The organism is Halomonas sp. DP8Y7-3 (assembly GCF_019801675.1).
Lineage (GTDB): Bacteria > Pseudomonadota > Gammaproteobacteria > Pseudomonadales > Halomonadaceae > Halomonas > Halomonas litopenaei_A.
In genome coordinates this window covers 179,516-203,607 of sequence record NZ_JAHVIO010000001.1, presented here as the reverse complement: position 1 = coordinate 203,607, position 24,092 = coordinate 179,516, and the positions used below count along the sequence as shown (strand labels likewise).

Below are 24,092 nucleotides of genomic sequence, written 5' to 3'. Positions count from 1 at the left end.
GGTTCATGAAAGGGTTCACGAACCTGTCATGGGGCGATGTACATGGAACGCCTAGTTGATGGCGACCTTAGAAGTCATCCTTCCAGGCTCTCAACGTGGCAAAGGTGGCGTCCGTGCTGTCGGTCGACCCATGAGCTGATGCAGCGCGCTTGACATCCTCATCATCGCAACGAAGGAAAGGATTGATACGGCGCTCACGTTCCATCGTTGTTGGCAGCGTGGGTCGGTCCAGTTCACGTGCTTTCTGACAGTCGGTCAGGGCACGGGCAACCTCGGGGTTGCCTGGATTGGCCGCCTGCGCAAAGGCAAGGTTGGCCAGGGTGTATTCGTGGGCCGAGAATACCAGGGTTTCGGCTGGTAGCGTATTCAGCCGCTCGAGGGAGCGCAGCATCTGTTCGGGGGATCCTTCGAACAATCTGCCACAGCCACCGCTGAACAAGGTGTCTCCACAAAACAGTAGAGAGGGGATGCCAGCGGTGAAGAAAGCGATGTGGTCGAGGGTGTGCCCTGGAACCGCCATCACCTCGAACAGGCGCCCCATCACGCGTAGTTCATCACCATCACCGACGATCTCGGTAATGCCCTCGACCGTGGGAGCGTCCGAGTCTGATGCTCTGGGTCCGACCACGCGCGGTGAGTAGCGCTCGACCAGTTCGGCGATGCCGCCCGTATGGTCGTGATGGTGATGGGTCACCAGGATGCATCCCAGCGTCAGGTTTTCCCGTTCGAGCAGCTGAATGACGGGCTCGGCGTCGCCTGGATCGACCACGCAGACCTCTTGACTCGAATCCTGGCGCAGTAGCCAGATATAGTTGTCGCTAAAGGCAGGAATCGGTGTCACGCTTAGCATGGTCGTCAGGTTCCTTCGAAAGCCGCAGAGTCGATAGCCACTGGATTTAATGCCGCAGGCGCACACGTCTAGTTAGCTTGCAGGCGCTCTGCTAGTGGCGACAGGCGGCAGCTGATGTCTTCAGTAAACTTCGCTTTTCGCCCTGCAAAATCAGACACTTTGGAGGCACGAGTCCACTATGTCAAATGCGTCGGAGCCGATGGAGCTCGCGCGCCTGATACGGCACGCTCGACGCTACTGGTCCAGTGACAGTGGTCAAGCTGTCCGCCGTTGCGAGAGGGCCTGTCTGGGTCCTCTGGCGGAGCGCTGGTGCGGCCAGCATGGCCTCGAGCTATCTCTGGCCGAACCTTTGGTCGACATGACCGCCGTACGTCACTGGATACGATGGTCTCCGACCAGGGAGTTGGCGGAAAGTTCCAGCACGCTGGTATGCCTGCCCGAGCGCCTCCCGCTACCCGATGGGGCGGTTGATCTAGTAGTGCTCAATCATCTGCTTGAGGTCGTGGCCCATCCTCATCAATTGCTGCAGGAGGCCGTGCGTGTGTTGGCGCCGCAGGGCAGGCTGGTGCTGCTGGGATGGTCTCCCTTGTCGGTGTCCGGGCTGATGAGGCTCAGCCCACGGCAGCGACGCCATCTGCCAGGTCAGGGACACTGGCGAACACCGGGTACGCTCAGGGACTGGCTGGAGTTTGTCGATGTCGAGATCGACCGGTTAGACTACTGCCGCTTTCGTCTGCCGGGGTTGTCCGGGCGCAACACCATGCTGGAAACCCTGGGTCGGCGCTATAACCTGCCGATGGGCGACTGCTACATCATTCAGGCGCGCTGTCGCTCTCAGTTGGCGTGCACACAAGGACGGCGGCCGCTGTTTGGCCTGCAGGTCGGTGGTGCTCACCTGGGTACCACCTGTCTGGAGCCTAGCGTCCGACAACATCAGAAGCAGAAAAAAGGGTGAAATGCGTTGACCACACCGGACTCACTCCCTGTCGTCACTATTTATACGGACGGAGGGTGTCGAGGTAACCCAGGGCCAGGAGGGTGGGGCGCGCTGCTCGAGAGTGGCGACCATCGCAAGGAGCTCAAGGGCGCCGAGCATGACACCACCAATAATCGAATGGAGCTGACCGCCGCGATACGCGCCCTCGGCGTGTTGAAGCGGGAATGCCGAGTCGCGCTGTGGACAGACTCAGAATACCTGCGCAAGGGCATTACCGAGTGGATTCACGGGTGGATCAAGCGTGGCTGGAAGACAGCTGCCAAGCAACCGGTCAAGAATGCTGATCTCTGGCGCGAGCTCTACGCCCAGACCCAGCGTCATCAGATCGAGTGGCACTGGGTCAAGGGGCACAGCGGCCACCCAGGCAATGAAGCTGCCGACAGGCTGGTCAACGAAGCCATCGACGACTTGTTGAGCGGCGCCTGACCCCGCAGGCGCTGGCGTTACCACATTCAGGAAATCCCCATGCGACAGATAGTGCTGGATACTGAGACCACCGGTATCGAGACCCGCGATGGTCACCGAATGATTGAGATCGGTGCGGTGGAGATGATCAATCGTCGCCTCACCGGTAACACCTATCATCAGTACATCAATCCAGAACGTGATATCGATGCTGAAGCCATCGGGATTCACGGTATCACCAATGAGCGAGTCGCCAACGAGCCGGTCTTCGCCGACGTGGCAGCCGAGTTCTGGGACTTCATACGGGGGGCTGAACTGGTTATCCATAACGCACCCTTCGACGTGGGCTTCATCGATCATGAATTCTCGCTGCTGAAGGCGACTCGGCCCGATCTCTATCCTGGTCCGGTCAGGCAGCATTGCGGCGTGCTGGATACCCTTACGATGGCGCGGGAGCTGCATCCCGGCCAACGCAACAGCCTGGATGCGCTGTGCAAGCGCTATGACATCGACAACGGTCACCGGGTGCTTCACGGCGCCTTGCTTGACGCTGAGATTCTGGCCGACGTCTATCTAGCAATGACGGGCGGCCAGACCGCGCTGACGCTGGATGCCGGAGATGACAAGGATCAGCAGGCGGCAGTTCCGGGTGAGTTGTCAGTGCGCCGCTTGTCACTGGATGCAGGGCGGCTGACGGTGATTCGTCCCGATGAGGATGAGCAGCAGGCGCACCTGGCGAAGCTCGACGCCGTGAGGTCCAAGGCGGGCCAGTGTCATTGGGATCACTTGGCACCGGAGTATGCTGGCCTAGGTCAGCCCAAGGAGGAGAGTCACTGATGCTACGTCGGGAGCTGCCGCAGGGAATAGCGCGCGGCCGAGTGATCAGGCTGTCGGAAGGACGCATCGCCCCTGGCGTCGACGATACGCCACTGGGGCTGATTCAGGACTGGGACGACCAGGTGCAACCCCTTTGCTGGTGGAACGACGACCCGATTGGACTGCGTCTGGAATCCGAGCCAGGGGATGACTGGATCGACGGCCGTGGATGGTTGGCTCAGTTACCCGAGTCATGGTTCGCCCTCGTGTCGACCGCGCTTCAGGTGGGGGCCTGGATGGCCAACCACCGCTACTGCGGTCGCTGCGGCCAGGCCGCCACGCGGCTCGAGCACGAATTTGCGATGCACTGCTACCATTGCGGTCATCGCAACTACCCTCGTATTTCACCGTGCATCATTACCCTGGTAACCCATGGCGAGTCGCTGCTGCTGGCTCGCAGTCCCAGGTTTCCCCCTGGGCGGTATTCCACTCTGGCGGGATTCATCGAGCCTGGCGAATCTGCCGAGCAGGCCGTGCATCGTGAAGTGCATGAAGAGGTCGGTATCTCGTTGGGACGGTTACGCTACATTCGCAGTCAGGCGTGGCCATTTCCGCATTCTCTGATGCTTGGCTATCTGGTGGAAGCCTCCACCCGAAGAATCCGGATTGATGGTCATGAAATCCAGGATGCTGCCTGGTTTACACCGCGCACACTACCCCAGCTTCCCCCTCTCTACTCGATTTCCCGCGAACTGATAGAGCTGCACCTGGCTGAGGTGCGCGACGGCCGGGGTGGCTAGGGCCTGAGCCGCTTGGCGGATGAACTCGTTGAGGGGTGAACGGCTTGAGAAATGAGCGGCTTGAGAAATGAACGGCTTTAGGGATGGGCTGTGTAAGCGCCGGTTAGTCCAGGTCGGCGTCGAAGAACGACAGTCGCGCGGAGCGGCCAGCAGCTTGTCTGCTGGCCGCGGGCTATCAGCTCGGGAACAGGTCGGTAAGCCGTGTCGCCAGCATGATGTTGCCGGTTGCCTTTAGTTTACCGGTCATGAAGGCCGTCATGCCGTTGATGTTGCCTTGCATGATTCCCTTGAGCGTCTCACTGCTCATGCTCAGGCTGACAGAAGGGTCGTCATGCTCGCCTTGCTGGATATCCAGCGCGCCATCATCGATGACCACGTAATAGTCTTCGACATCGCTGAAATGGAACTGGAAGACTTCGTTCATGCCCTTGGCAGCATCCGGGTTGAAGCGAGAGCGCAGGGACTCGAGGGTGGTTGACATGTTGCATCCTGGGGTCTGGGAATCTGTACGGAAGCGTATTTCAAACGGATGTTTTAATCAAGGTCGAGATTGTCGTTGCCGAGCATGCTGGTGGTTGTAAAGCATGATTCTGTCTGTTCGGCCTCGTCTCACGTTATAAGTGTCGCAGGAGGATGTCATGGAAGAGTGGTTGGGTGAATTGGTGACGTTTTTTGTTCAGTTGCTGCTGGTCGCGCTGGTTGTCATGGGAGCGATTGCGCTTGGATCACGCGGCCAGAGGAGCGAAGGGCGAGAGCAGCTGCAGATTGTCGACTTGGGCCAGCGCCAGCGCCGGCTGCGGGCGAGGCTTGTTCAGGCCATGTCGCCCAAGCGCCGCCGGGGGCTCTGGCCCTTCAAGAGGTCATCGGACGAGACGAAAGAGGCAGGCCAAGGTGACGATAGCAGGTCTACTGCCTGGGTCCTGGACTTTCACGGTAATCTCAAGGCCAGTGGGGTCGACCGCCTGGCCAGGGAGGTCTCACTGCTGATCGATACTGCCCGTGAGGGGGATGATGTCATCGTTCGTATCGAGAGCCCAGGCGGAGTGGTCCATGCCTACGGGCAAGCTGCTGCAGAGCTGGACAGGCTCAATGCTGCGGGTCTCAATACCACGGTATGTGTCGACAAGGTGGCCGCCAGTGGCGGGTATCTGATGGCCTGCAACGCCAAGCGCATTATCGTGGCACCTTTCGCCGTCATCGGTTCCATTGGTGTCGTGGCACAGGTTCCTAACGTCCATCGACTGTTGAAGCGCCATGACATCGACGTCGAGCTGTTTACCGCCGGTCGCTACAAAAGAACGGTGACGGTGTTAGGCGAAAATACCGATGAGGGACGAGACAAGCTTCAGCAGGATCTCGAGAATATTCACGAGAGGTTCAAGTCCTACGTAGCTGAGCGTCGTACCCATGTGGATATTGAAGCCGTATCCACTGGCGAGGTCTGGTATGGCGAGGAAGCCGTGGCGAAGGGGTTGGCAGATGAAGTGGCGACCAGCGAAGCTTATCTCGCTCAGGTGATGTCCGAACGGCGGGTCTTTAGCGTCAAGCTGTCGTCAGTGCCGACGCTAGCTCAGCGGCTAGGCTTTTCCTCTTCTGCTGTGGTGGACAAGGCCCTTGATAGAGTAGAAGAGCGCCTGGACGCATCCCGCTGGGAGCATCGTTAAAGGGTATTGCTGGAAGGAGACGAGTAACACCCGCCTGCACAAGGCTTGAGTTTTTCGCCACGCTCTGCGTGACAGCGTTGGTCCTCAAGCCTTGTAGCGATACTCAAGACGGTTGGCATCCTGCCTTTTGTCCGTCTCGATCTGACGGCCATCAATCGTCATTGGCGGCGTTCATCTTGACGATCGCGGCGATCATGATGCTCGCACTTTCACCATTGAGTGAGTAGTAGATGGTCTGAGAGGAGCGCCGCGTAGTGACCAGTTCCGCGCGCCTTAAAATGGCCAGATGTTGCGATAGGGCGGATTGGCTGAGGCTAAGTCGTTGATTAAGCTCCGTGACGGAGAGTTCGTGTCCTTCCAGCAGGCAGAGAATTCGTAACCGGTTGTCGTTGGCAATCGCCTTGAGCAGGCCGCTGGCCCTATCGACCACGGCGTCTCCTCCCTCAAGCAGACGACCGGCAACACGTTGTTGGCTGTTCATCAGCACTCTCCACTGCAATGGTGACTGATCATATCGACACCCGGCGCTGGCTTGCGGTCCAGCAGGTTCTGGACGGGTGGGGCGTTGCAAGAGGTTGCAGTGTTTCGCATAAATGTCTTGTCACCCTGATTAAGTGAGCGCGGATGATCAGCGTTGCCATCCCGCTCCCGCTTGGGGCTGCAACACAAGCCCATAGACGTTTTCGCTGTATGCCTGGGGTGCTCTGAACCTAGGTTGCTTCAGGCCTGGGTTGCTCCAGGCTTATGTCGCTCCAGGACGGCTCGCCTTTCAGTGCGTCAGTGATTAAGAAACTCCTCAATTATAGCGCATTGTAGGAGTAAACGCGTCTTAAACGCTTGTTTGTGACCGCTACAGCAGAATTAGCAAATTATTGTCTCGTTAAGTAACCATAGCCTTCGTGTTGTTACCGATATTGACTAAAGAGAATCGATTCGCAACGGGCGCTAACAGACGCTGTCTCATCGTCGTGTGGTGGGGGCGCAGGCGGCCTCCAGGCTGGCTGCCGCGTGGCATGCATGGCATGGCCATGGCGATGTGCGTATAATCCTGCACCCGGCATAAGAGCGCGCGGCAGGCACTTTTGGGGTGTTTGCGTCTCGGGTCTACCTCGGTTTCCCCGAGCAGGGCCTACGTTTGCTGCCTCTCAACACCCTCATGCGCGACGTCTGTCGTCATGACTCGATCACCAGGGTTCCCTCACCCCTTACCAAAAAGGTTCGCTATGTTGACGCTTACGACCGATCAGCGCCGTCGATTGCTGGCACTTATGGTGGCTTTTCATATTGCCGTCATTGCCGCCAGCAACTACCTCGTGCAGTTGCCCTTCACGGTATTTGGCTTGCATACCACCTGGGGCGCCTTCAGTTTTCCCTTCATCTTTCTCGCCACGGACCTGACGGTAAGGCTGTTCGGTAAGGAGCCCGCTCGGGCGATCATCTTGCGGGTCATGCTGCCAGCCCTGGTGATCTCCTATCTGGTGTCGGTGATTTTTCCCAAGGGAAGCTACGTGGGCATGGCTGCCTTCGATGAGGTCAACCTCTTTGTCGCGCGTATTGCGCTTGCCAGTTTTATGGCATATCTGCTCGGCCAGCTGCTGGACGTGCAGGTGTTTGATCGCTTACGGCGCTTGGGCGCCTGGTGGGTAGCCCCAGCAGCTTCCACGCTGCTCGGTAATCTTGTCGATACGCTGGCGTTTTTCGCCATTGCCTTCCATGCGGGGCCTGATCCCTTCATGGCTTTGCACTGGCCGGAAATTGCGGCAGTGGACTACGCCATCAAGCTGGCCATCAGTCTGGCGTTCTTCCTGCCCCTTTACGGGGTGTTGCTCAAGACGCTGACTCAGCGCCTGATCGTCGCCACGGGCAGTGCCGACCGCTGGCCGGAGCGCGCAGCAGATCGGCGTGGCTAGTGGTACGGCCAAGTCAGCCTTGCGGCGCTGGTGCGACGGGGTAAGCTTTGTGCTTACCCCATTTCTTTCCCCCATCGCGGGTGGGGGCTGATCCTAGAATTGCGCAAGAGAAGGAGTTGCAGACATGGCGGTTGCCCTTGAAGTAGCTGACAGCGGTGGGCCGGGAGTGCCCCTGGTGATTGTGCATGGCCTGCTAGGTAGCGCCGACAACTGGCGCTCCCACGTCAAGCACTGGTCGCAACAGCGCCGTGTCATCGCGGTCGATCTTCGCAACCATGGGCGCTCTCCCCACGCAGACGGCATGAGTTACGAGGACATGGCAGAGGACCTGGCCGACGTCATCACGGGATCAGGGGCCGACAAGGTCCACCTGCTGGGGCATTCCATGGGTGGCAAGGTGGTCATGTCTCTTGCTCGCCTGTATCCGGATCTTGTCGCGTCCCTGATGGTGGCCGATATTGCGCCGGTAGCCTACGAGCACCGACATGACAGTGTGTTCGCGGCGCTACGTGCGGTGGAGGCGTCTGCCCCCAAGGACCGCCGAGAAGCTGATGAGCTGATGGCTGCGCATGTGGAGGACAAGCCAACCCGCATGTTCTTGGCGACCAACCTCGTTCGGGGGGAAGGCAATGTACTTTGCCTAAGGGTCAATCTGGATGCCATCGAGGGAAGTTACGAAGACATCATGGCCGAACCCGCCGGTCAGGGTCCCATTCGAGTGCCTTCCATCGTCATTCGCGGTAGTCGCTCGGACTATGTGGCTGACGCCAGGTTGGCGGCGGTTCGTGAAGTGCTGCCGGAGGCTTCGCTGGAAACCCTTGACGCCGGACATTGGCTGCATACCGAGAAGGCCAAGGAATTCCAGCAGTGCATCGATCGCTTTCTTGAACCATTAGCCTAGTCAGTCTAACAGCGACAGGTGCCGCGATAACGGCCAACGCCAGGCGGATAAAAGGCACTCGGTCATTTCGTGGCCCTTGCGACCGGGCTTGGGGCTCGTGGGTTTAGGCTCTGGGCTCTGGGCTCTGACCCAGGTTCAGCCTGGGTCGCGGCCAAGGCGAGACACTGGGGTTATCTCCTTCACTATGCCTTGGTCGTGCAGGTAGCGTTCCACGCGCCGATAGCGACCGTGATCCATGGCCGCCGGGCGGAGGCTGAGTCGGCGCCTGATGTCGGGCCACGCGGCGGCATTTGCTGCGCTGTCCATGGTCGGTTGCTGTTGCACCATGATGTCCCACGCCTCGGTGGGATGTTCGATGATCCAGCGAGTGGCTTCCTCAATCGAGTCAATGAATCTACGAATGGCATCCTGCTGTGACTGATAGTGTTCCTGGTTGGCCACCAGGATGAGCCCATCGTGAATTGGTATGCCCAAGGAGGCTGCCGACATGACTCGCGTCGCCACTCCCAGGTCACCCAATTCGCGTGGTAGCGAGATGCCGTGGCCGCCAACGACCGCATCAACCCAGTTTTCGCTCATGGCGCGAATGATGCTGAAATGCACGTCTTTCGCTTCCACATGTGACAGGTTCAATCCCTCCTGCTGCAGAATGGCTCTAAGCAGGACATCCTTGTCGGATTGCTGGGCGTAGCCGACCCGATGATCGATCAATGACAGCGCTGAGGCGGCGTTGATGTCGTCACGCACGACGAGCGCCGCGAGGGGAAGCTCCACCAGCGTAGCGACCCTCATAATAGGGCGCCCGTCATCGACGGCGGCATGCAGGCTGAGTTGATCTGTCAGGGCAAGATCTGCCTGTGAGGCAGCGACCAGCTTGGCCGCCACGTCCGGATCTGCTGGCGTCTTGAGATGAACGTCAAGTCCGCGGCGCCGGAACAGTCCCTTGTGTTGCGCCACGAGCAGCGCGGCGTGCTGCGGACCCGGGGTCCATTCGAGAATGACGTTGAGAGTGGTCACGGGCGGGGGAGCGATGGGGTCTGCCGGCGCCGCGGTGATCGATGGCGCGATGGCCCGTGACGGCGTATCCACGCTTGGTCCTGTGGGCAGGCCTTCATAGGCTGCCGCGGGATCATGTCGCTCGGCACCGGACGCACTGTTGTTGGCGTGTTCGGCAGCGGGCGGGGTATCCGTGGGGTCGTCCTGAGCGCTGGCGGTGCTCTCGTCGGGCTGCCCTTGCTGCTGCGCTTCCTGCTCCCCAGCATCGTTGTCAGCCTGCGGCTGGATCGCCGTGGCGGCCTCGTTGCTGTCGACTGCGACGGCAGCATCGGTTGAGCCCTGCTCGTCTGCAGCCGGACAGGAAGCGCTAATAAAGCCCAGTGTCAAAGCGGTGGCCATGAGCCAGCCTAGACGATGGCGCCAGGACATTGACTTCGCCATCAAGTGTCTCCCGTGGATCAGGCGTTCGTACCAGCGGGCTAGTGTATACAACGGTAATTTCACCTACCAGCGGCATCCATCAACATCTTGATGGATCAGCGTTTGACCCGCATGAGATACTGTGGTCGAACTTTGCAAGGGACTCGCATGGACTCCATCAATAGCCTTTTTCTGTTATGTGGCACCTTGATCGCGTTGAGCGTGCTGGCGAGCCGACTCTCCGCGTTGGCGGGGGTGCCTCTTCTGGTGCTCTTTCTTGGGCTGGGCATGCTGGCGGGCGAGGATGGTCTGCTTGGCATCGACTTTGACAACTATTCCCTAGCCTTCGTCATTGGTCACCTGGCGCTGGCGATGATTCTTCTCGATGGCGGTCTTCGCACCCGGCTGAAGACCTTTCGAGTGGGTTTCCGGCCGGCCTTGGGATTGGCCACCGCAGGCGTGTTCATCACCAGCGGTCTGGTGGGGCTGTTGGCGATGTGGGTGTTCGACCTGTCGCTGCTGCAGGGGCTTCTTGTCGGAGCCATCGTCGGGTCGACGGACGCTGCTGCGGTGTTTTCCATGCTCAGCGGGCGTGGCCTGAATCTCAATGAGCGTGTTGGTGCGACCCTTGAGATCGAGTCCGGCACCAACGATCCCATGGCGATCTTTCTGACACTGGTGTTGATCGAAGCGCTGGTGGGGGACCTGGGTGGCCCGCTGGACATGCTGCTGTTCTTTATCCAGCAGTTCGCCGTCGCCATTGCACTGGGTCTCGGCGCGGGCTGGCTGATCGGTAGATTGCTGCGCTACCTTGACCTGGCTCCTGGCCTCTACTCGCTGCTGGCCCTGGCCCTGGGATTCTGTGTCTTCGGCCTGACCAGTGCTCTTGGAGGAAGCGGCTTCCTGGCTATCTATCTGGCGGGCCTGATGATCGGTAATCAGCCCGGTCGTCATCTCAACTTCATCTTGCCAGTACACGACGGGCTGGCATGGTTGAGTCAAATAGGCCTGTTTCTGGTGCTGGGGCTTCTGGTTACGCCGTCGGCGCTGTTCGACGTCCTGTTACCCGCATCGGTAGTGGCGCTGGCGTTGATCTTCGTGGCGCGGCCATTGGCGGTGATTCTCACGCTCAAGCCGTTCTTTCATTTTCGCTGGCGTGAGGTCGGCTTTATCTCCTGGGTGGGGTTGCGCGGCGCGGTGCCTATCGTGCTGGCCATCTTTCCCGTCATTGGCGGCGTCGAGCGGGCGGACCTTTACTTCAATGTGGCCTTTGCGGTGGTATTGCTATCGCTGTTGATTCAGGGTGGGACCTTGCCGTGGATGGCCAAGCGGATGAAGGTCATGGTGCCTGACAGCGCAACGCCCAATCATCGCGGCCCGCTTGGCATCTTGCCGGAAAACGACTTCGAGATGTTTGTCTACAAGGTCGAGAACTCTGATCTTGAAGACATCCCGATTCGCTTGCTGCGCTTTCCCTCGGGCTCATTGATTTCGGCGCTGTTTCGTCAGCACGTGATGTTGCATCCCAAAGGCAGTACCCAGCTGCGCATGGACGACATCATCTGTGTCATCGGCAAGAGCGATGACCTGCCTGCGCTGAATCGTCTGTTCAATGGCGACGCGAAGCATCGCCAGCAGCGAGCCTTTTTCGGGACCTTTACGCTGGATGCTGAGGCGCGCATGGGTGACGTGGCCGACGCTTACGGATTGACCCTGAGCCCTGGCGAAGCGTCGTTGACGCTAGGGGAGTTTCTGGGGCTGCGGTTGGGCGGTCATCCTGTCGTGGGCGATGACGTCGACTGGCACGGTATCCAGTGGGTGGTCAGTGACATGGAGGGAAACCATATCACCAAGGTGGGGCTGCGCCTGTACTAGGGCTTGTACGGAAAGTGCCTGCGCTTGGTGATACGGCGTTAAAACATCGGTCTAAATGCTCATTTACACCTCGTAAACTGCGCTTTCTCACCGATGTTTGCCTTGTTTCACCTTCGCTCGTCGACTTGTCGGACAAAACCTGGCGAATAGCCTGCAGCTGGATGGTGAGCAGGCGTCCGAATCATGTTGTCAGAGCCTTGGAGCAATGGGGCGTCGTCCCTGGGAGGCGTGTGGAGAGATGGTCATGCTCAGACGACTATTGCTGTTGTTGCTGCTGGTGGTGCTGAGCGGCTGCGACGAAACGCCGGCTGGTCGCAGCCAGCTGGCTCTTGTGCCGGGTTTCGTCATGAGCGATATGGGCAGGCAGGCCTTTGATCAGCTTCGCCATGAGCTTCCTCTGGATCAGGACGTGTCGCGTAAGGCGCTGGTCCAGTGCATCAGCGCAGCCCTCATCAAGTCAGCTCGCCTGGAATATCCAGAGGTGGAGACACCCGAGGACTGGCAGGTGGTGCTCTTCGACTCCCCTTCACCCAATGCGTTTGCCTTGCCGGGTGGGCGTATTGGGGTCAACACGGGTTTGTTTGAAGTCGCGCAGTCCCCGGACCAGCTGGCCGCCGTCATTGCACATGAAATCGCCCACGTGCTGGCTAAGCATGGTAACGAGCGGTTGACTCAGCAGCTAGGCATCAAGGCGGTGCTGTTGGTGGTGGGTCTGATCAGCGAGGGCGATGTCGGCCAGGAGCCGCTGATGGAAGCTCTGGGGATCGGCAGTCAGCTAGGCATTGCGCTGCCTTTCAGCCGGGTGCATGAGTCAGAAGCAGACCTGATGGGGCTTGCGATCATGGCACGCGCTGGGTTTGATCCTGGCGCCAGCATCACCTTGTGGCGCAATATGGCGGCGCTTGGCGGCAGTCAACCGCCTGAGATCCTGTCCACGCATCCCGGCCATCAGTCCCGCATCAGTGGGCTAAGAGAGCATATGGCCGCTGCCAAGAGACAGTATCAAGAGGCGGTACCATCTCGGTGTTCTGCTCGGCCGCTATAGTGCCACCTCTATATCCTTTCTCTTTGCCTGACAGCTCTGGCATGGGCCCCACGTGGTCTGGCGGGTCTCGTTGCCTGTAGCGATCCTGGGCTGGTCGGCGGTGGCCATACCGCGCCAATAGGGCGCTCTTTACGCTTTATCGTCAGGGCGGGTGGGGAGCCTGTCCTCGAAGGCAAGGGCGGCCGCTGCCGACCGCGCCGCGTCCTGGCTGTCATGGCGTGAGATCACCTGGCGTGTCGCCCCTGGTGATGAGTCAGAAAAGGCGACGACGGCCCAGCGGGTACGTTTGAGCGCCTTGGTCTGGTAGCTCTCGACGCGAAAGTGCTTCATGGGTAATTCTGCTCTTTTTGCGAAGGCGCGCAGTCTACGTGCTGTAAGCAATCAGCATGGTCAAAAGTTTACTGAGCCTTCAACGATGATGTCACGCGCCGTATGCTGAGTAATGATTAGGGTATTCATTAAGCGATATCTTATTGAGCAATAAGAGTATGACGGAACAAAATGGTTCAGTCCGTCCGCATCATTTGCCCCCAGGGGGGGGCGCGGCGCTTCAGCATTCGGACCGATCATTCCCTGGCATCTGCTAATGCCTAGTCTGCTAATGATATCACGTCAGTGCGGTCGCCAGGCGCAGCGCTTGGGAGCGCTATAGGCAGCTGCTGCTCAAACGGCGGGCGTCAACCTGAGTGCCGGCTCAATGGTCGAAGATGAGGGCAGAGACACCGACAAGAAACAACAACAATAAGCAAAGTGGGAAGGGATAAGGGAGAAGAGAGAAGAGAGAAGAGAGTAGCGGCTAGAGACAAAAGACAAGCGCGGGGCACCGCTGAATGCGCGGTCAGTTGGCTCGTAATTCATCAGTATGGTGAGAGTGGGGTTGATCGTGCTGACGATCCAGGTGGGTATACCATCACGAAAACGCCGAATCTGCAGGACAGATTCGGCGTTTGGCAATTCGAGGTGGCGGAGGGACAGGGATTCGAACCCTGGAAGGGCGTTAACCCTTGCCGGTTTTCAAGACCGGTGCATTCAACCGCTCTGCCATCCCTCCGGCTCACGGCGATGTACTTTACCAGCTTTTCTTCTCACGTCAACAGTTGTGTGCGATCAATGTGTTACGGCTTACCCGAGGAGCCCTCGTCAGCCAGGTCTCTAATCTTTGGCTCAGGTGATTGGCAAGGGGGAAACTGCGCAAGAAATGTGCAGCTAAGCAATTTTTTGTCGCCAATAGGAAACGCTGTTCGAGCCAAGTGTGGCGGGGATGCGGCGCCAGTCAGGTGAATTCCCTTCGTTGAAACCGCGCAGGTGGACGTCTTGCGCCGGGAACCTCCCATGGGCATGCTGTGTCGAATGCATGTCCACAAACAGGGAGCTACGGATACATGGCTTATCAAGAGTCACAGGTGAGTCGTCAGACCCAGACGCAGGTAGCTGCGACCAATAAGGTCTTGCGCAATACCTACGGCTTGCTGGCGATGACACTGCTGTTCTCTGCGGTGACAGCGGGGGCGGCAGTGGCCCTCGGCGTTCAGCAGATGAACATTCTGGTGTTCTTCATTGGCGCATACGGCCTGATGTTCCTGGTTCACAAGACCGCTAACTCCGCCATGGGGCTATTGGCGACGTTCGCCTTCACCGGCTTCATGGGCTTCACCCTTGGTCCTATTCTCAGCGCCTACCTGACGCTGTCGAATGGCCCTGAACTGATCATGACCGCGCTGGGCATGACCGGTTTGACCTTCTTCGGTCTGTCGGCGGTCGCGCTGATCACCCGCAAGGACTTCAGCTTCCTGGCCAACTTCATGATGGCGGGTGCCATCGTGCTGATCCTGGCCATGGTTGCCGCGCTGATCTTCAACATTCCTTCGCTGTCCCTGATGGTCTCTGCGGGCTTTGTCCTGTTCTCCTCGGCAGCGATCCTGTATCAAACCAGCGAGATCGTTCATCGGGCCGGTGAAACCAACTATATCCTCGCTACCATTACCCTGTACGTCTCGATCTACAACCTGTTCATCAGCCTGCTGTCACTGCTGGGCGTTGTCAGCCAGGATTGATCCAGACGGGACGGAATGGCACAAGTATCGTAGAATGGTGGCCCCGCTCATGCGGGGCCATTTTTTTGTGCTGGCTCCGTGTCGCCATAGACCCGATGCCAGTGGTTGATGACGCTGTCCAGGGGTAGAGACATATGCGCTACGCCATCCTGTTGCTGGGTGCGCCTTACAGCTCTCAGGCAGCCCATAGTGCACTGCGTTTCGCCCAGGCGGTGATAGCGCGTGGTCACCGCCTGGAAGCCGTGTTCTTCTACGCTGATGGCGTTCACAATGCGGCGAGCCTGGCGACCCCGCCCCAGGACGAGCCGCAGATTGTCGATGGCTGGGTAGATCTTCAGCGTGACCATGAGGTAAGGCTCGAGGTGTGCATTGCGGCGGCTCTTCGACGCGGCATCATCGATGCCGCTGAGGCGGCGCGACATGGCAAGGACGGGCACAGCCTTGCGCCACCTTTCACGCTCACCGGACTGGGGCAGCTGATCGACCTTGGTGTTGACTGTGACCGTCTGATCACCTTCGGCGCATGACGCGACCGGAGTCACGGCCAGGGACAAACCCGGAGGAGTGGGTATGACGGTAACGACGTCAGTCGACGAGGGGGCAGCGGGAGAACTGCTGGTGATTCTTCGCCATGGTCCTCATTCAGGTATCGCGCTGAAGGAAGGGCTTGATGCTGCTCTGGTGGCTGCCGCCTTTGGGCGCCGTGTATCGCTTCTGTTCATGGGCAGTGGCGTGGCCGCCTTGATGCCAGGTCAGGTCAAAGGCCCGCTGGACCAGAAGGGAACTCTGCCGACGCTGGACATGCTCGAGATGTATGACATCGATCGGTGCTATGCCGACAGTGCCAGTCTGGAAGCCCTCGACATGTCGGCAGACGCGCTGGCCATCGACGTCACCGCTGTCGACAGTGGCGGTGTCGCTCAGTTGATGGCATGCCATTCGCTGGTAATGACGTTCTGAGGCCTGCGAGGCGTTCACTGTCTATGGACGACGGAAGCGATCCTGCTGGTTGAGTCACGGCTCATCTATTGCACCCATCGACTTCACCCATCTATTGCACCATTGCCATTTGTCGCCCGTGTGGAGCAACAATGATTCTGCATACCCTCAATCGCTCGCCGCTAGATTCGTCAGTCTACCTTCAGGCGTTGGCCGCCATGACCGAGGCAGATTGCCTGTTGCTCATAGAGGATGGTGTCCTGGGGAGCCTGCCAGCCCAGGCTGGGCGCTGGCCTCAGCTCACTGGCAGAGTGTTCGCGCTACGAGAGGATCTGGCCTCGCGAGGTCTCGTCGATGCCTGTTCCGATAGCATCACCGTCATTGATATCCAGGAGTTTGTCGCCTTGACGGAGCAGGCCACCAAGGTGGTGAGCTGGTACTGAGTCAGGAAGCCTGGTGATAGCCAGCTGCCATCCCTAGCGATTCGCGGGGTTTATGCTCGCTGTCAGTGCCCCCATCTATTGTTATCTAGCGCCATACAGGCATGGCGTTCAGTATTCACCGTCATCAGCGTCGTCCAGCAGGAGAGCGTCATCATGGCAACGACACAGACCGCTGAGGAACTCAACCTTGGCACGGGCACCATCGGACTCGATCCCGAGGGCTACCTTGTCGATCTTAACGACTGGACCCCTGAAGTCGCCGAGGCGCTGGCAGGGCGGGAGGGCCTGGTGCTTACCGAGGAGCATTGGGAGATCCTCCACGTGCTGCGGGAGTTCTACGGACGCTACGAGCAGTCGCCAGCCATGCGCCCGCTGGTAAAGGCGGTGGGCAAGGCCCTTGGCCAGGACAAGGCTAGCTCGATCTATCTCATGCGGTTATTTCCGGGCAGTCCGCCGAAGCTAGGCGCCCGCCTTGCTGGATTGCCTAAACCGACCAATTGCCTCTAGGCTCGGCTGTGAATTTCCTGGCTCATGGCTGGCTGGCCCGCGAGGGCAGTGACGGTTTTCTCCTCGGCAACTTGATTGCCGACGGCGTCAAGGGGACCGACCTGTCTGCGTGGCCAGCGCCAGTCGCGGAAGGCGTGCTCCATCATCGCCAGGTTGATGCCTTTGTCGATCATCACCCCCGAGTCGCTGCCGCACGGGCTCGTGCGCCAGCAGGTGGGCGTCGCGTTGCCGGTATTGCGCTGGACATGATGTGGGACCACTTTCTCGCTGATGAGCTGGGCGGCGATCGGTGGCGCGAGCGGGATGAGCTGATTGATCGCTGCTACAGACTGTTCGAGCGGCATGGTGCGCCGCAGCGGCTGGCCCAGATGGTGCCCGTGATGGTGCGTGAGGACTGGTTGCGGCGCTATTCCAGCCTGGCGTTCACCACCCGCGCGATTGCCGGCATTGGTACGCGTTTATCGGGTCCCAATCGGCTGGCGGAACTGGTGCCGCACCTGGAGCAGGATTACGACGTCCTGCGGGAAGACTTCGCCATCCTGTGGCGGGATACCCGTCGCCACTGGGAAGTCTCCCCACGTCTCTCAGGACGTTCGTAGCCACAGGCATTCGACGGCATCCCCAGGGCTTATCTCGGTGTGCGGTGGAATGACGGCCAAGGCGTCGGCATTGATGCAGGAAGATAGGACGCCTGAGTTCTGGTCGTCGAAGGCTTTCGCCACAATGCCAGTTTGACGGAAGTCGAGGGAAACCCTCATGTAGTGCTGGCGTGGCCCCGTGCCGGTGCTGAAATCGCTTTGTGCCCAAATGCGTGGTAGCTCAGCCATTTGCTGGCAACCCTGCATGCCGCCGAGCAGTGGGCGCAAGAATAGCCAGGCACCGACGTAGCTGGAGACTGGATTGCCAGGTAGACCTACAAAGCGTGTCGCATGTCCTTTTTCATTTGGCAGGTGGCCCAACGCCAGGGGTTTGCCAGGGCGAATGGCGAGGCGCCATAGATCCAGGTGACCCAGCTGTTCCAGGGCTGCCTTGACGTGGTCTTCCTCGCCTACGCTGACCCCACCCGTAGACACCACCAGATCGGCCATCGCGGCAGCTTCAGACAGACACGCGCGAGTACCCTCGGCAGTGTCTGGCACGCTGCGGGTTAGTACCACCTCGGCACCGAACCGCTGCAGCAAGCTGAGTAGCATGGCACGATTGGAGTTGTAGATCTGACCGGGGGCTAGCGTCTTGCCCGGGTCAATGATCTCGTCACCGGTCGACAGCAGGGCGACACGGGGTCGGCGGTGGACAGCCACCTCGACGATGCCTTGGCCTGCCAGGTGCCCCAGGGCAGCGGCATCGAGGCGCGTGCCCGCTGCCAGCAGGGTGTCGCCACTGGTGACATCACGCCCTTGCCTGCGCACGTTGTCGCCGACAGGAATCGTCGCTGGCATGATCGCGATATTGCCGTCACGCTCCACCTTTTCCTGCATCACGACGCAGTCCGCGCCCTGTGGCAGCACGCCACCGGTAAAGATGCGTGCACAGGTGCCTCGTTCAAGCTGCGCCGTGGGCGATCCTGCCGCCATCCTCAGCGCCACGGGTAGCCGCCGGCCGGCATCCTCATGATGCAGGGCATAGCCGTCCATGGCGCTGTTGTCGAAAGGCGGTACGTCCAGCACGGCCTTGACGTCCCTGGCCAGCACTCGGCCGTCGGCGACGTCGCAGCTGACGGTCTCCTCGGGGAGGGCCTTTACGCCCTCCAGGAGGGTGTCCAGGGCGTCCTGCATCGGTGCCAGCCTGCTCGACGGCTCAATGGTCATGCTGTCCGCGCTCCGCAATCACGAGATTGGCAAAATTGCAGGGCTTGTGGCGACTGTCCAGCTGTTCGGCAAGGATGCCATCCCAGGCGGTGCGGCAAGCCCCTGTAGAACCAGGGAGGCAGAAAATGACCGTGCGATTGGCCATGCCGCCCAGGCAGCGGCTCTGGACGGTAGAACTTCCAATCTCCTGCCACGACAGCTGGCGGAAGAGTTCGCCGAAGCCTTCAATTCGCTTGTCGAGCAGTACACTGACGGCCTCTGGCGTCGAATCACGGCCGGTAAACCCGGTGCCGCCCGTGGTCAGCACCACTTGAACCTCCGGGTCCGCGATCCACTGGGACAGCACCGCACGAATACGATAGATATCGTCGATGACGATCTGCTTGTCGGCCAGCTGGTGACCGGCATCTTCCAGGCGCTGGACCAATGCCTGTCCACTGCGATCGGTCGCTTCATCTCGGCTATCGGAGACGGTGAGGACGGCGATCTTCAATCCGATCATGGCATCGTGGCTCATGAGCTCGGGCTCTCCTTGCTCTGCTGCTTGTCACGCTTGGTCTGCTGGCGTGCCTCGAAGGCGGCCATCTGCTCTGGCGTGGCCTTTGCCTGGTAGAGTTCCTTCCATTCGCTGTAGGGCATCCCGTAGACGTACTCGCGGGCGCTTTCATAGTCGATGGTTTCACCGCGCTCATCGGCGGCTGCTACCAGCCACTTGGAAAGGCAGTTGCGACAGAAGTCTGCCAGGATCATCAGATCGATGTTCTGGACGTCCTTGTTGTCATCAAGGTGCTTCAGGAGACGACGGAAGGCTGCCGCTTCCACTTCAGTGCGCGTGTGTTCATCGAGATGTTGCATGAGGTTCTCCAGAAAATATGTCGAGCACAAAGCCGGATGCCATGATGGTAACGCCAAGCCCGCCCGCAAGAAACACGTCGCCCCGAACATGAGTCGGGGCGACGTGTGAAGCGATGTGCAGCTTTGACCGTCACTGCGATGGACAATAGCCCTTGATGATCACGAGGGTGAGGACGAGGAGGGGGCGCTGTCGGCCTGATCGTCGTGGGGCTGTGCCGCTGGTGCTTCACCGGCCTGATCCTTGACCTCCTCGTACCACAAGTTGTGGTGCTGCTTGGCCCATGTCTCGTCGACGTATCCCGTTGTCATGCCTTCCAACGCACCTTCTGTGCCGAGGGTGCCAATGTAGATATGGCCGAAGGAAACGGCGGTCAGAATCAGTGCACCTACGGCGTGAATGATGTTGGCCCACTGCATCGTGTCGCGGCTCTGATCGAAGTTCGGGAAGTCCAGCACCAGTCCGCTGGCAAAGACCACCATGCCCGCCGTCGCCAGCATCCAGAACCACGCCTTCTCCCCGCCATTGGCGAAGCCCGCATCCGGATGCTTGTCCCCGATCATGCCGCCCCCCTGCTTGAACCACTCGATATCATGGCGCTTGATCCAGTTGTGCTTCAGGAATTTCGCCAGCACGAAGATCAGCAGGATGCCGAAGAAGGGGCCGATATAGTTGTGCAGGAACTTGGTGCCACTGATCATGGCCGCCCATACCGCATCCCCGAACAAGGGCTTGAACACAAACTTGCCATACAGAATGTTGAGCCCGGTCAGCGCTAGAATCAGGAACAGGGTGGCCAAGGTCCAATGCAGTGCTCGGCTTAAGACCGACCAGCGCAACAGCTTGCGACCGGTGCGCGGTTCATCGAGCTGGCTGCGCCCCACGATCAGATAGAAGATCGTGATCATGACCAGCATACCGCCCACCGCCACCAGCCCGAATGGCGATACCCATTTGTTGCGCCATTGACGCCAGGTCTCACCACTCTGGTTGATCAGGCTGTAGGTGGAATCATGGCGAGTATCGATGAAGGACTCACCATCCTTCACCTGTCGCCAGGTATCTGCGTCAGCGGCGGGCACGGCGACCGCAATCTCCGCATTGGGGTCGGCAGCCAGTGCAGCGCTACCAAAGGCCAGGGCGACCAGCAGGAGTAAACCGGGCAGGGCTATTCCTGGAAGGGCTACCGCTAGCCGTGGCAAGCGAAACCCCTGGCCCAGCCGGCTCAAGACATCACGCATGTTCATGGGGCCTCCTCACTGGTCTTGAGTCGCATCGTAGGCCATTGCGTCGATCGCCGAGGGCGACCCGTTGCCGATAGCGGACCAGGCGCCGTCCTTGTGGCCGCGACGGACGACCCGCTCGCGGAAGATATCCGCTACGGTCTGGGCATCACCGGCCAGCAGAGCCTTGGTAGAGCACATTTCAGCGCACAGCGGCAGCTTGCCTTCCGCAATACGGTTGGCGCCGTACTTCTCGTACTCTTCTTCCGGGCTGTCCGCGGGACCACCAGCACAGAACGTGCATTTGTCCATCTTGCCGCGTTCGCCGAAGGCATCCTGCTGAGGGAACTGGGGGGCGCCGAAAGGACAGGCGTAAAGACAATAGCCGCAGCCGATGCACAGGTCCTTGTCGTGCAGGACGATGCCGTCATCTGTCTTGTAGAAGCAGTCGGTGGGGCAGACGGCCATGCAGGGGGCGTCATCGCAGTGCATGCAGGCCACCGAGATGGAGACTTCGGAGGGTTCACCATCATTCAGGGTGACCACGCGCCGGCGCTGGATTCCCCACTCGACCTCGTTGGCATTCTTGCAGGCGGTAACGCAGCCGTTGCACTCGATGCAGCGCTCTGCGTCACACATGAATTTCATTTGGGCCATCTTGCAACTCCTGGTTTCCCGGAGGTCGGGACGGGCTGTTCACCGGTCCCGATCTCTTGTTCGATTCGACGGTTCAGCTCGCGAGCTCGATACGACACAGCGTGCACTTGGTTTCCTGCATCTGGGTCACCGAGTCATAGCCGTATGTCGTTGCCGTATTCACCGCCTCGCCGATCACGTAGGGGACCGTGCCTTCCGGGTAGCGGTCGGCCAGACTTTCTCCCTGGAACACGCCACCGAAGTGGAACGGCATGAAGACCACTTCCCTGGCCACCCGCGGCGTGACCATGGCCTTGACCTTGATGCGTCCACCTTCTGCACCTTCGACCCAGACCATGTTGCCGTCCTGGATGCCCAGGTCATTGGCCAGGGCAGGGTTGATCTCGACGAACATCTCCTGTTGCAACTCGGCCAGCCACGACATCGAGCGGGTTTCCTCGCCGCCACCTTCGTATTCGACCAGACGTCCAGACGTCATGATGATGGGGTACTTCTGACTGGCGTCGTTTTCCTGAATGCTCTGGTAGAGCGTCGGCAGGCGATAGTGGGAGGCCACGTCCTCCCAGGTGGGATAGTCCTTGACCAGGTCGCGTCGCGAGGTATAGAGCGGTTCACGATGCTTGGGAATCGGGTCGGGGAAGGTCCACACATTGCAGCGCGCCTTGGCATTGCCGAAGGGGGCGCACTCGTGGGCGATAGCGACACGCTGGATGCCGCCGGACAGATCCGTCTTCCAGTTCCTGCCCTCTGCAGCCTGTTTTTCCTCCGGGGTCAGCTCGTCCCACCAGCCCAGGTCCTTGAGCATGTCGGCACTGAATTCAGGATAGCCATCCTCGAGATCAGACTCGGCGCTGAAGGAGTTGTCCGCCAGAATAGGGGTGCCTTCATGCTCGATACCGAAGCGAGCCCGGAAGGTCAGCCCCCCCTGGGATACCGGCTTGCTGGTGTCATACAGAATCGGAGTGCCTGGATGGCCAAGTTCTGGCGTGCCCCAGCACGGCCAGGGCAGGCCGTAGTAATCGCCATCAGCCGGCCCACCTTCGGCACGCAAGTCACGGAAACTGAAGGTGTGCCAGTTCTGCTGGTGGGCCTTCAGCCGCTCTGGGCTTTGGCCGGTATAGCCGACGGTCCACATCCCGCGGTTGAATTCTCGGGTGATGTCCTCGATCAGTGGCTCATCGCCATTGACCTGGATGTTCTTGAACAGCTCGTCGGCAAAGCCAAGACGTTGGCTAAGCAGATACATGATGGCGTGGTCGGGCTTGGCTTCGAACGCGGGTTCCACCACACGGTCACGCCACTGCACAGAGCGGTTGGTGGCCGTCACGCTACCGTAGCTTTCGAACTGGGTGGCGGCCGGCAGCAGATAGACACCGTCGGTGCGGTCATGCATGACGCCAGCCACAGTGGGATAAGGGTCCACGATGACCATCATCTCCAGCTTCTGCATGGCCTTCTGCATCTCGGTGCCACGCGTCTGGGAGTTGACGGCATGTCCCCAGTAGAACATCGCCTTGAGGCTGGTGCGCTGCGAAATATCGGCATCGTCCTCAAGCACGCCATCAATCCAGCGAGACACCGTGATCCCGCTGGAATTCATCGGGTAGCCGTCGGCGTACTCGGTCTGGTCGAAACGGCTCTTGAGCCACTCGTAGTCCAGCCCCCAGATCTGGGCCCAGTGTTGCCACGCGCCCTCGGCGAGACCGTAGTAGCCGGGCAGCGAGTGGGACATCAGTCCCAGGTCGGTAGCGCCCTGAACATTGTCATGGCCACGGAAAATGTTTGCACCACCACCTGACTTGCCGATATTGCCCAGGGCGAGCTCGAGAATGCAGTAGGCGCGAGTATTGTTGTTGCCGGTGGTGTGCTGGGTGCCTCCCATGCACCAGACGATGCAACCCGGGCGGTTGTCAGCCAATGTCCTTGCGGTATCCCGCATGACATTTTCGGGCACGCCGGTGATTCGCTCTACCTCGCTGGGCGGGAAGTTGGCCACTTCATTGCGCACCTCGTCCATGGCATAGACGCGCTGCTCAATGTACTGACGGTCTTCCCAGCCGTTTTCGAAGATATGCCACAGCAGTCCCCAGATAAAGGCCACGTCAGAGCCGGGACGAATCCGCACGTAGTGATCGGCCTTCGCTGCGGTGCGGGTGAAGCGAGGATCCACCACAATGATTTCGGCCTGGCTGCGCTCCTTGGCGAGCAGCACGTGCTGCATGGCCACGGGATGCGCTTCACTGGGATTGGAGCCGATGAACAGGATCGAACGACTGTTCTGGAGGTCATTGAGCGAGTTGGTCATCGCCCCGTAGCCCCAGGTATTGGCAACGCCCGCCACCGTCGTGGAGTGGCAGATACGGGCCTGGTGATCGGTGTTGTTGGTGCCCGCCAGCGCCGCAAACTTGCGCATCAAGTAGGCTTGTTCATTGCTGAACTTTGCAGATCCCAGCCAGTAGATGCTATCTGGCCCATGCTGATCCGTCAGTTCCAGCACCTTGGCGCCGATCTCGTCGATGGCCTCATCCCAGGACAGCCGCTGCCATTCGCCGGCGACCAGTTTCATGGGGTATTTCAGGCGTCGCGTCGAGTGGCCATGCTGACGCAACGAGGCACCCTTGGCGCAGTGGGCGCCGCGATTGATCGGATGGTCGAAGGCCGGTTCCTGGTGGGTCCAGACGCCTTCCTGAACCTCTGCATAGACGCCGCAGCCGACGGAGCAGTGTGAACATATCGTCCGGCGTGTCTCTACCGGTGCGTCGCTGTACGGGGTTTTCTCGGCGGCTTCGGAGCGACGCATCATCGGGCTGCCAAGTAGACCGAGGCCGGCAACACCGCCGGTGGCGGCTCCACTGCGCTTGAGGAACTGTCGCCGCGAGATACCCAGCCCGGATGCCTTGGGAGTGTGAGAGGTGCGTGTCAGACGCAT

The 24,092-nt window shown here is 59.9% G+C and carries 26 protein-coding genes and 1 tRNA gene; 15 read left to right on the top strand and 12 right to left on the bottom strand.

The genetic code is table 11. The annotated features are described in order from the left end of the window. Positions 1 to 67: 67 nt before the first annotated feature. Positions 68 to 850 (bottom strand): hydroxyacylglutathione hydrolase, encoded by a 783-nt coding sequence (gloB, locus tag KUV86_RS00935; protein ID WP_206938963.1) that lies wholly within the window; start codon positions 848 to 850, stop codon positions 68 to 70. 178 nt (positions 851 to 1,028) lie between these two features. Here gloB and KUV86_RS00930 point away from each other — a divergent pair, with 178 nt between their 5' ends. Genes KUV86_RS00930 through nudC form a run of 4 tightly spaced genes read left to right on the top strand, consistent with a single transcriptional unit; the run spans position 1,029 to position 3,868 of the window. Further along, on the top strand, positions 1,029 to 1,805 hold the full coding sequence (locus KUV86_RS00930; RefSeq protein WP_224852104.1) for a class I SAM-dependent methyltransferase: 777 nt from the start codon (positions 1,029 to 1,031) through the stop codon (positions 1,803 to 1,805). A 6-nt stretch (positions 1,806 to 1,811) separates the two neighbouring features. Beyond that, on the top strand, positions 1,812 to 2,273 hold the full coding sequence (gene rnhA / locus KUV86_RS00925; RefSeq protein WP_206938954.1) for a ribonuclease HI: 462 nt from the start codon (positions 1,812 to 1,814) through the stop codon (positions 2,271 to 2,273). 39 nt (positions 2,274 to 2,312) lie between these two features. Beyond that, complete coding sequence (gene dnaQ / locus KUV86_RS00920) at positions 2,313 to 3,089, top strand: DNA polymerase III subunit epsilon (protein ID WP_206938950.1); 777 nt, start codon at positions 2,313 to 2,315, stop codon at positions 3,087 to 3,089. After that, positions 3,089 to 3,868, top strand: coding sequence for an NAD(+) diphosphatase (gene nudC / locus KUV86_RS00915; RefSeq protein WP_222163779.1), 780 nt, complete (start codon positions 3,089 to 3,091; stop codon positions 3,866 to 3,868). The genes dnaQ and nudC overlap by 1 nt, the downstream gene beginning before the upstream one ends. A 175-nt stretch (positions 3,869 to 4,043) precedes the next feature. On the opposite strand, the gene KUV86_RS00910 is transcribed toward nudC, so the two are convergent. Continuing rightward, positions 4,044 to 4,349, bottom strand: coding sequence for an SCP2 sterol-binding domain-containing protein (locus tag KUV86_RS00910; protein ID WP_222163780.1), 306 nt, complete (start codon positions 4,347 to 4,349; stop codon positions 4,044 to 4,046). A 157-nt stretch (positions 4,350 to 4,506) separates the two neighbouring features. On the opposite strand from KUV86_RS00910, the gene sohB reads away from it, so the two are divergent. After that, entirely contained in the window at positions 4,507 to 5,532 is a 1,026-nt protein-coding gene (sohB, locus tag KUV86_RS00905) for a protease SohB (RefSeq protein ID WP_222483289.1), read from the top strand. A gap of 151 nt (positions 5,533 to 5,683) precedes the next feature. Here sohB and KUV86_RS00900 read toward each other — a convergent pair whose 3' ends face one another. Further along, positions 5,684 to 6,013, bottom strand: coding sequence for an ArsR/SmtB family transcription factor (locus KUV86_RS00900; protein WP_206938942.1), 330 nt, complete (start codon positions 6,011 to 6,013; stop codon positions 5,684 to 5,686). 742 nt (positions 6,014 to 6,755) lie between these two features. On the opposite strand from KUV86_RS00900, the gene KUV86_RS00895 reads away from it, so the two are divergent. Then, entirely contained in the window at positions 6,756 to 7,442 is a 687-nt protein-coding gene (locus KUV86_RS00895; protein ID WP_222483288.1) for a 7-cyano-7-deazaguanine/7-aminomethyl-7-deazaguanine transporter, read from the top strand. 124 nt (positions 7,443 to 7,566) lie between these two features. Further along, on the top strand, positions 7,567 to 8,343 hold the full coding sequence (locus KUV86_RS00890; RefSeq protein WP_222483287.1) for an alpha/beta fold hydrolase: 777 nt from the start codon (positions 7,567 to 7,569) through the stop codon (positions 8,341 to 8,343). A 135-nt stretch (positions 8,344 to 8,478) separates the two neighbouring features. Here the strand turns inward: KUV86_RS00890 and KUV86_RS00885 are convergent, their stop codons facing one another. Then, entirely contained in the window at positions 8,479 to 9,780 is a 1,302-nt protein-coding gene (locus KUV86_RS00885) for an ABC transporter substrate-binding protein (RefSeq protein WP_222163783.1), read from the bottom strand. 147 nt (positions 9,781 to 9,927) lie between these two features. Here KUV86_RS00885 and KUV86_RS00880 point away from each other — a divergent pair, with 147 nt between their 5' ends. Together KUV86_RS00880 and KUV86_RS00875 are read left to right on the top strand one after the other, a co-directional pair. Continuing rightward, positions 9,928 to 11,634, top strand: a complete 1,707-nt coding sequence (locus KUV86_RS00880; RefSeq protein WP_206938927.1) for a potassium/proton antiporter — start codon at positions 9,928 to 9,930, stop codon at positions 11,632 to 11,634. A 244-nt stretch (positions 11,635 to 11,878) separates the two neighbouring features. Continuing rightward, positions 11,879 to 12,679, top strand: coding sequence for a M48 family metallopeptidase (locus tag KUV86_RS00875; RefSeq protein WP_222483286.1), 801 nt, complete (start codon positions 11,879 to 11,881; stop codon positions 12,677 to 12,679). Between the two features lie 129 nt (positions 12,680 to 12,808). On the opposite strand, the gene KUV86_RS00870 is transcribed toward KUV86_RS00875, so the two are convergent. Together KUV86_RS00870 and KUV86_RS00865 are read right to left on the bottom strand one after the other, a co-directional pair. Continuing rightward, the gene (locus KUV86_RS00870; protein ID WP_206938923.1) at positions 12,809 to 13,009 is read right to left on the bottom strand and encodes a hypothetical protein; all 201 of its coding nucleotides are present in this window, start codon (positions 13,007 to 13,009) and stop codon (positions 12,809 to 12,811) included. 631 nt (positions 13,010 to 13,640) lie between these two features. Then, positions 13,641 to 13,730, bottom strand: a tRNA-Ser gene (locus KUV86_RS00865). A 331-nt stretch (positions 13,731 to 14,061) separates the two neighbouring features. Here KUV86_RS00865 and KUV86_RS00860 point away from each other — a divergent pair. From KUV86_RS00860 to KUV86_RS00835, 6 genes are all read left to right on the top strand, one after another. Next, positions 14,062 to 14,733, top strand: coding sequence for a Bax inhibitor-1/YccA family protein (locus KUV86_RS00860; protein ID WP_206938901.1), 672 nt, complete (start codon positions 14,062 to 14,064; stop codon positions 14,731 to 14,733). A 134-nt stretch (positions 14,734 to 14,867) separates the two neighbouring features. Then, on the top strand, positions 14,868 to 15,260 hold the full coding sequence (tusD, locus tag KUV86_RS00855; RefSeq protein WP_222163787.1) for a sulfurtransferase complex subunit TusD: 393 nt from the start codon (positions 14,868 to 14,870) through the stop codon (positions 15,258 to 15,260). Between the two features lie 43 nt (positions 15,261 to 15,303). Continuing rightward, positions 15,304 to 15,693, top strand: coding sequence for a DsrE family protein (locus KUV86_RS00850; protein WP_222483285.1), 390 nt, complete (start codon positions 15,304 to 15,306; stop codon positions 15,691 to 15,693). 131 nt (positions 15,694 to 15,824) lie between these two features. Further along, entirely contained in the window at positions 15,825 to 16,115 is a 291-nt protein-coding gene (gene tusB, locus KUV86_RS00845) for a sulfurtransferase complex subunit TusB (RefSeq protein ID WP_222238508.1), read from the top strand. A 153-nt stretch (positions 16,116 to 16,268) separates the two neighbouring features. Further along, complete coding sequence (locus KUV86_RS00840) at positions 16,269 to 16,622, top strand: TusE/DsrC/DsvC family sulfur relay protein (protein ID WP_206938885.1); 354 nt, start codon at positions 16,269 to 16,271, stop codon at positions 16,620 to 16,622. 8 nt (positions 16,623 to 16,630) lie between these two features. Further along, positions 16,631 to 17,221 carry an ACP phosphodiesterase gene (locus tag KUV86_RS00835; protein WP_222483284.1) on the top strand — a complete coding sequence of 197 codons (591 nt, stop codon included), beginning with the start codon at positions 16,631 to 16,633 and terminating at the stop codon, positions 17,219 to 17,221. Here KUV86_RS00835 and glp read toward each other — a convergent pair. From glp to KUV86_RS00805, 6 genes are all read right to left on the bottom strand, one after another. Continuing rightward, complete coding sequence (glp, locus tag KUV86_RS00830) at positions 17,207 to 18,430, bottom strand: gephyrin-like molybdotransferase Glp (RefSeq protein WP_222483283.1); 1,224 nt, start codon at positions 18,428 to 18,430, stop codon at positions 17,207 to 17,209. The genes KUV86_RS00835 and glp overlap by 15 nt on opposite strands. Next, positions 18,420 to 18,947 carry a molybdenum cofactor biosynthesis protein B gene (moaB, locus tag KUV86_RS00825; protein ID WP_206938882.1) on the bottom strand — a complete coding sequence of 176 codons (528 nt, stop codon included), beginning with the start codon at positions 18,945 to 18,947 and terminating at the stop codon, positions 18,420 to 18,422. The genes glp and moaB overlap by 11 nt, the downstream gene beginning before the upstream one ends. After that, complete coding sequence (locus KUV86_RS00820; protein ID WP_206938875.1) at positions 18,944 to 19,285, bottom strand: DUF1244 domain-containing protein; 342 nt, start codon at positions 19,283 to 19,285, stop codon at positions 18,944 to 18,946. The genes moaB and KUV86_RS00820 overlap by 4 nt, the downstream gene beginning before the upstream one ends. A gap of 159 nt (positions 19,286 to 19,444) precedes the next feature. Further along, positions 19,445 to 20,530, bottom strand: a complete 1,086-nt coding sequence (locus KUV86_RS00815; protein WP_222483282.1) for a formate dehydrogenase subunit gamma — start codon at positions 20,528 to 20,530, stop codon at positions 19,445 to 19,447. Between the two features lie 9 nt (positions 20,531 to 20,539). Next, a complete protein-coding gene (gene fdh3B, locus KUV86_RS00810) occupies positions 20,540 to 21,163 on the bottom strand; it encodes a formate dehydrogenase FDH3 subunit beta (protein ID WP_206938871.1) in 624 nt (207 codons plus the stop codon). A 73-nt stretch (positions 21,164 to 21,236) separates the two neighbouring features. Then, the gene (locus tag KUV86_RS00805) at positions 21,237 to 24,092 is read right to left on the bottom strand and encodes a formate dehydrogenase subunit alpha (RefSeq protein WP_222238504.1); all 2,856 of its coding nucleotides are present in this window, start codon (positions 24,090 to 24,092) and stop codon (positions 21,237 to 21,239) included.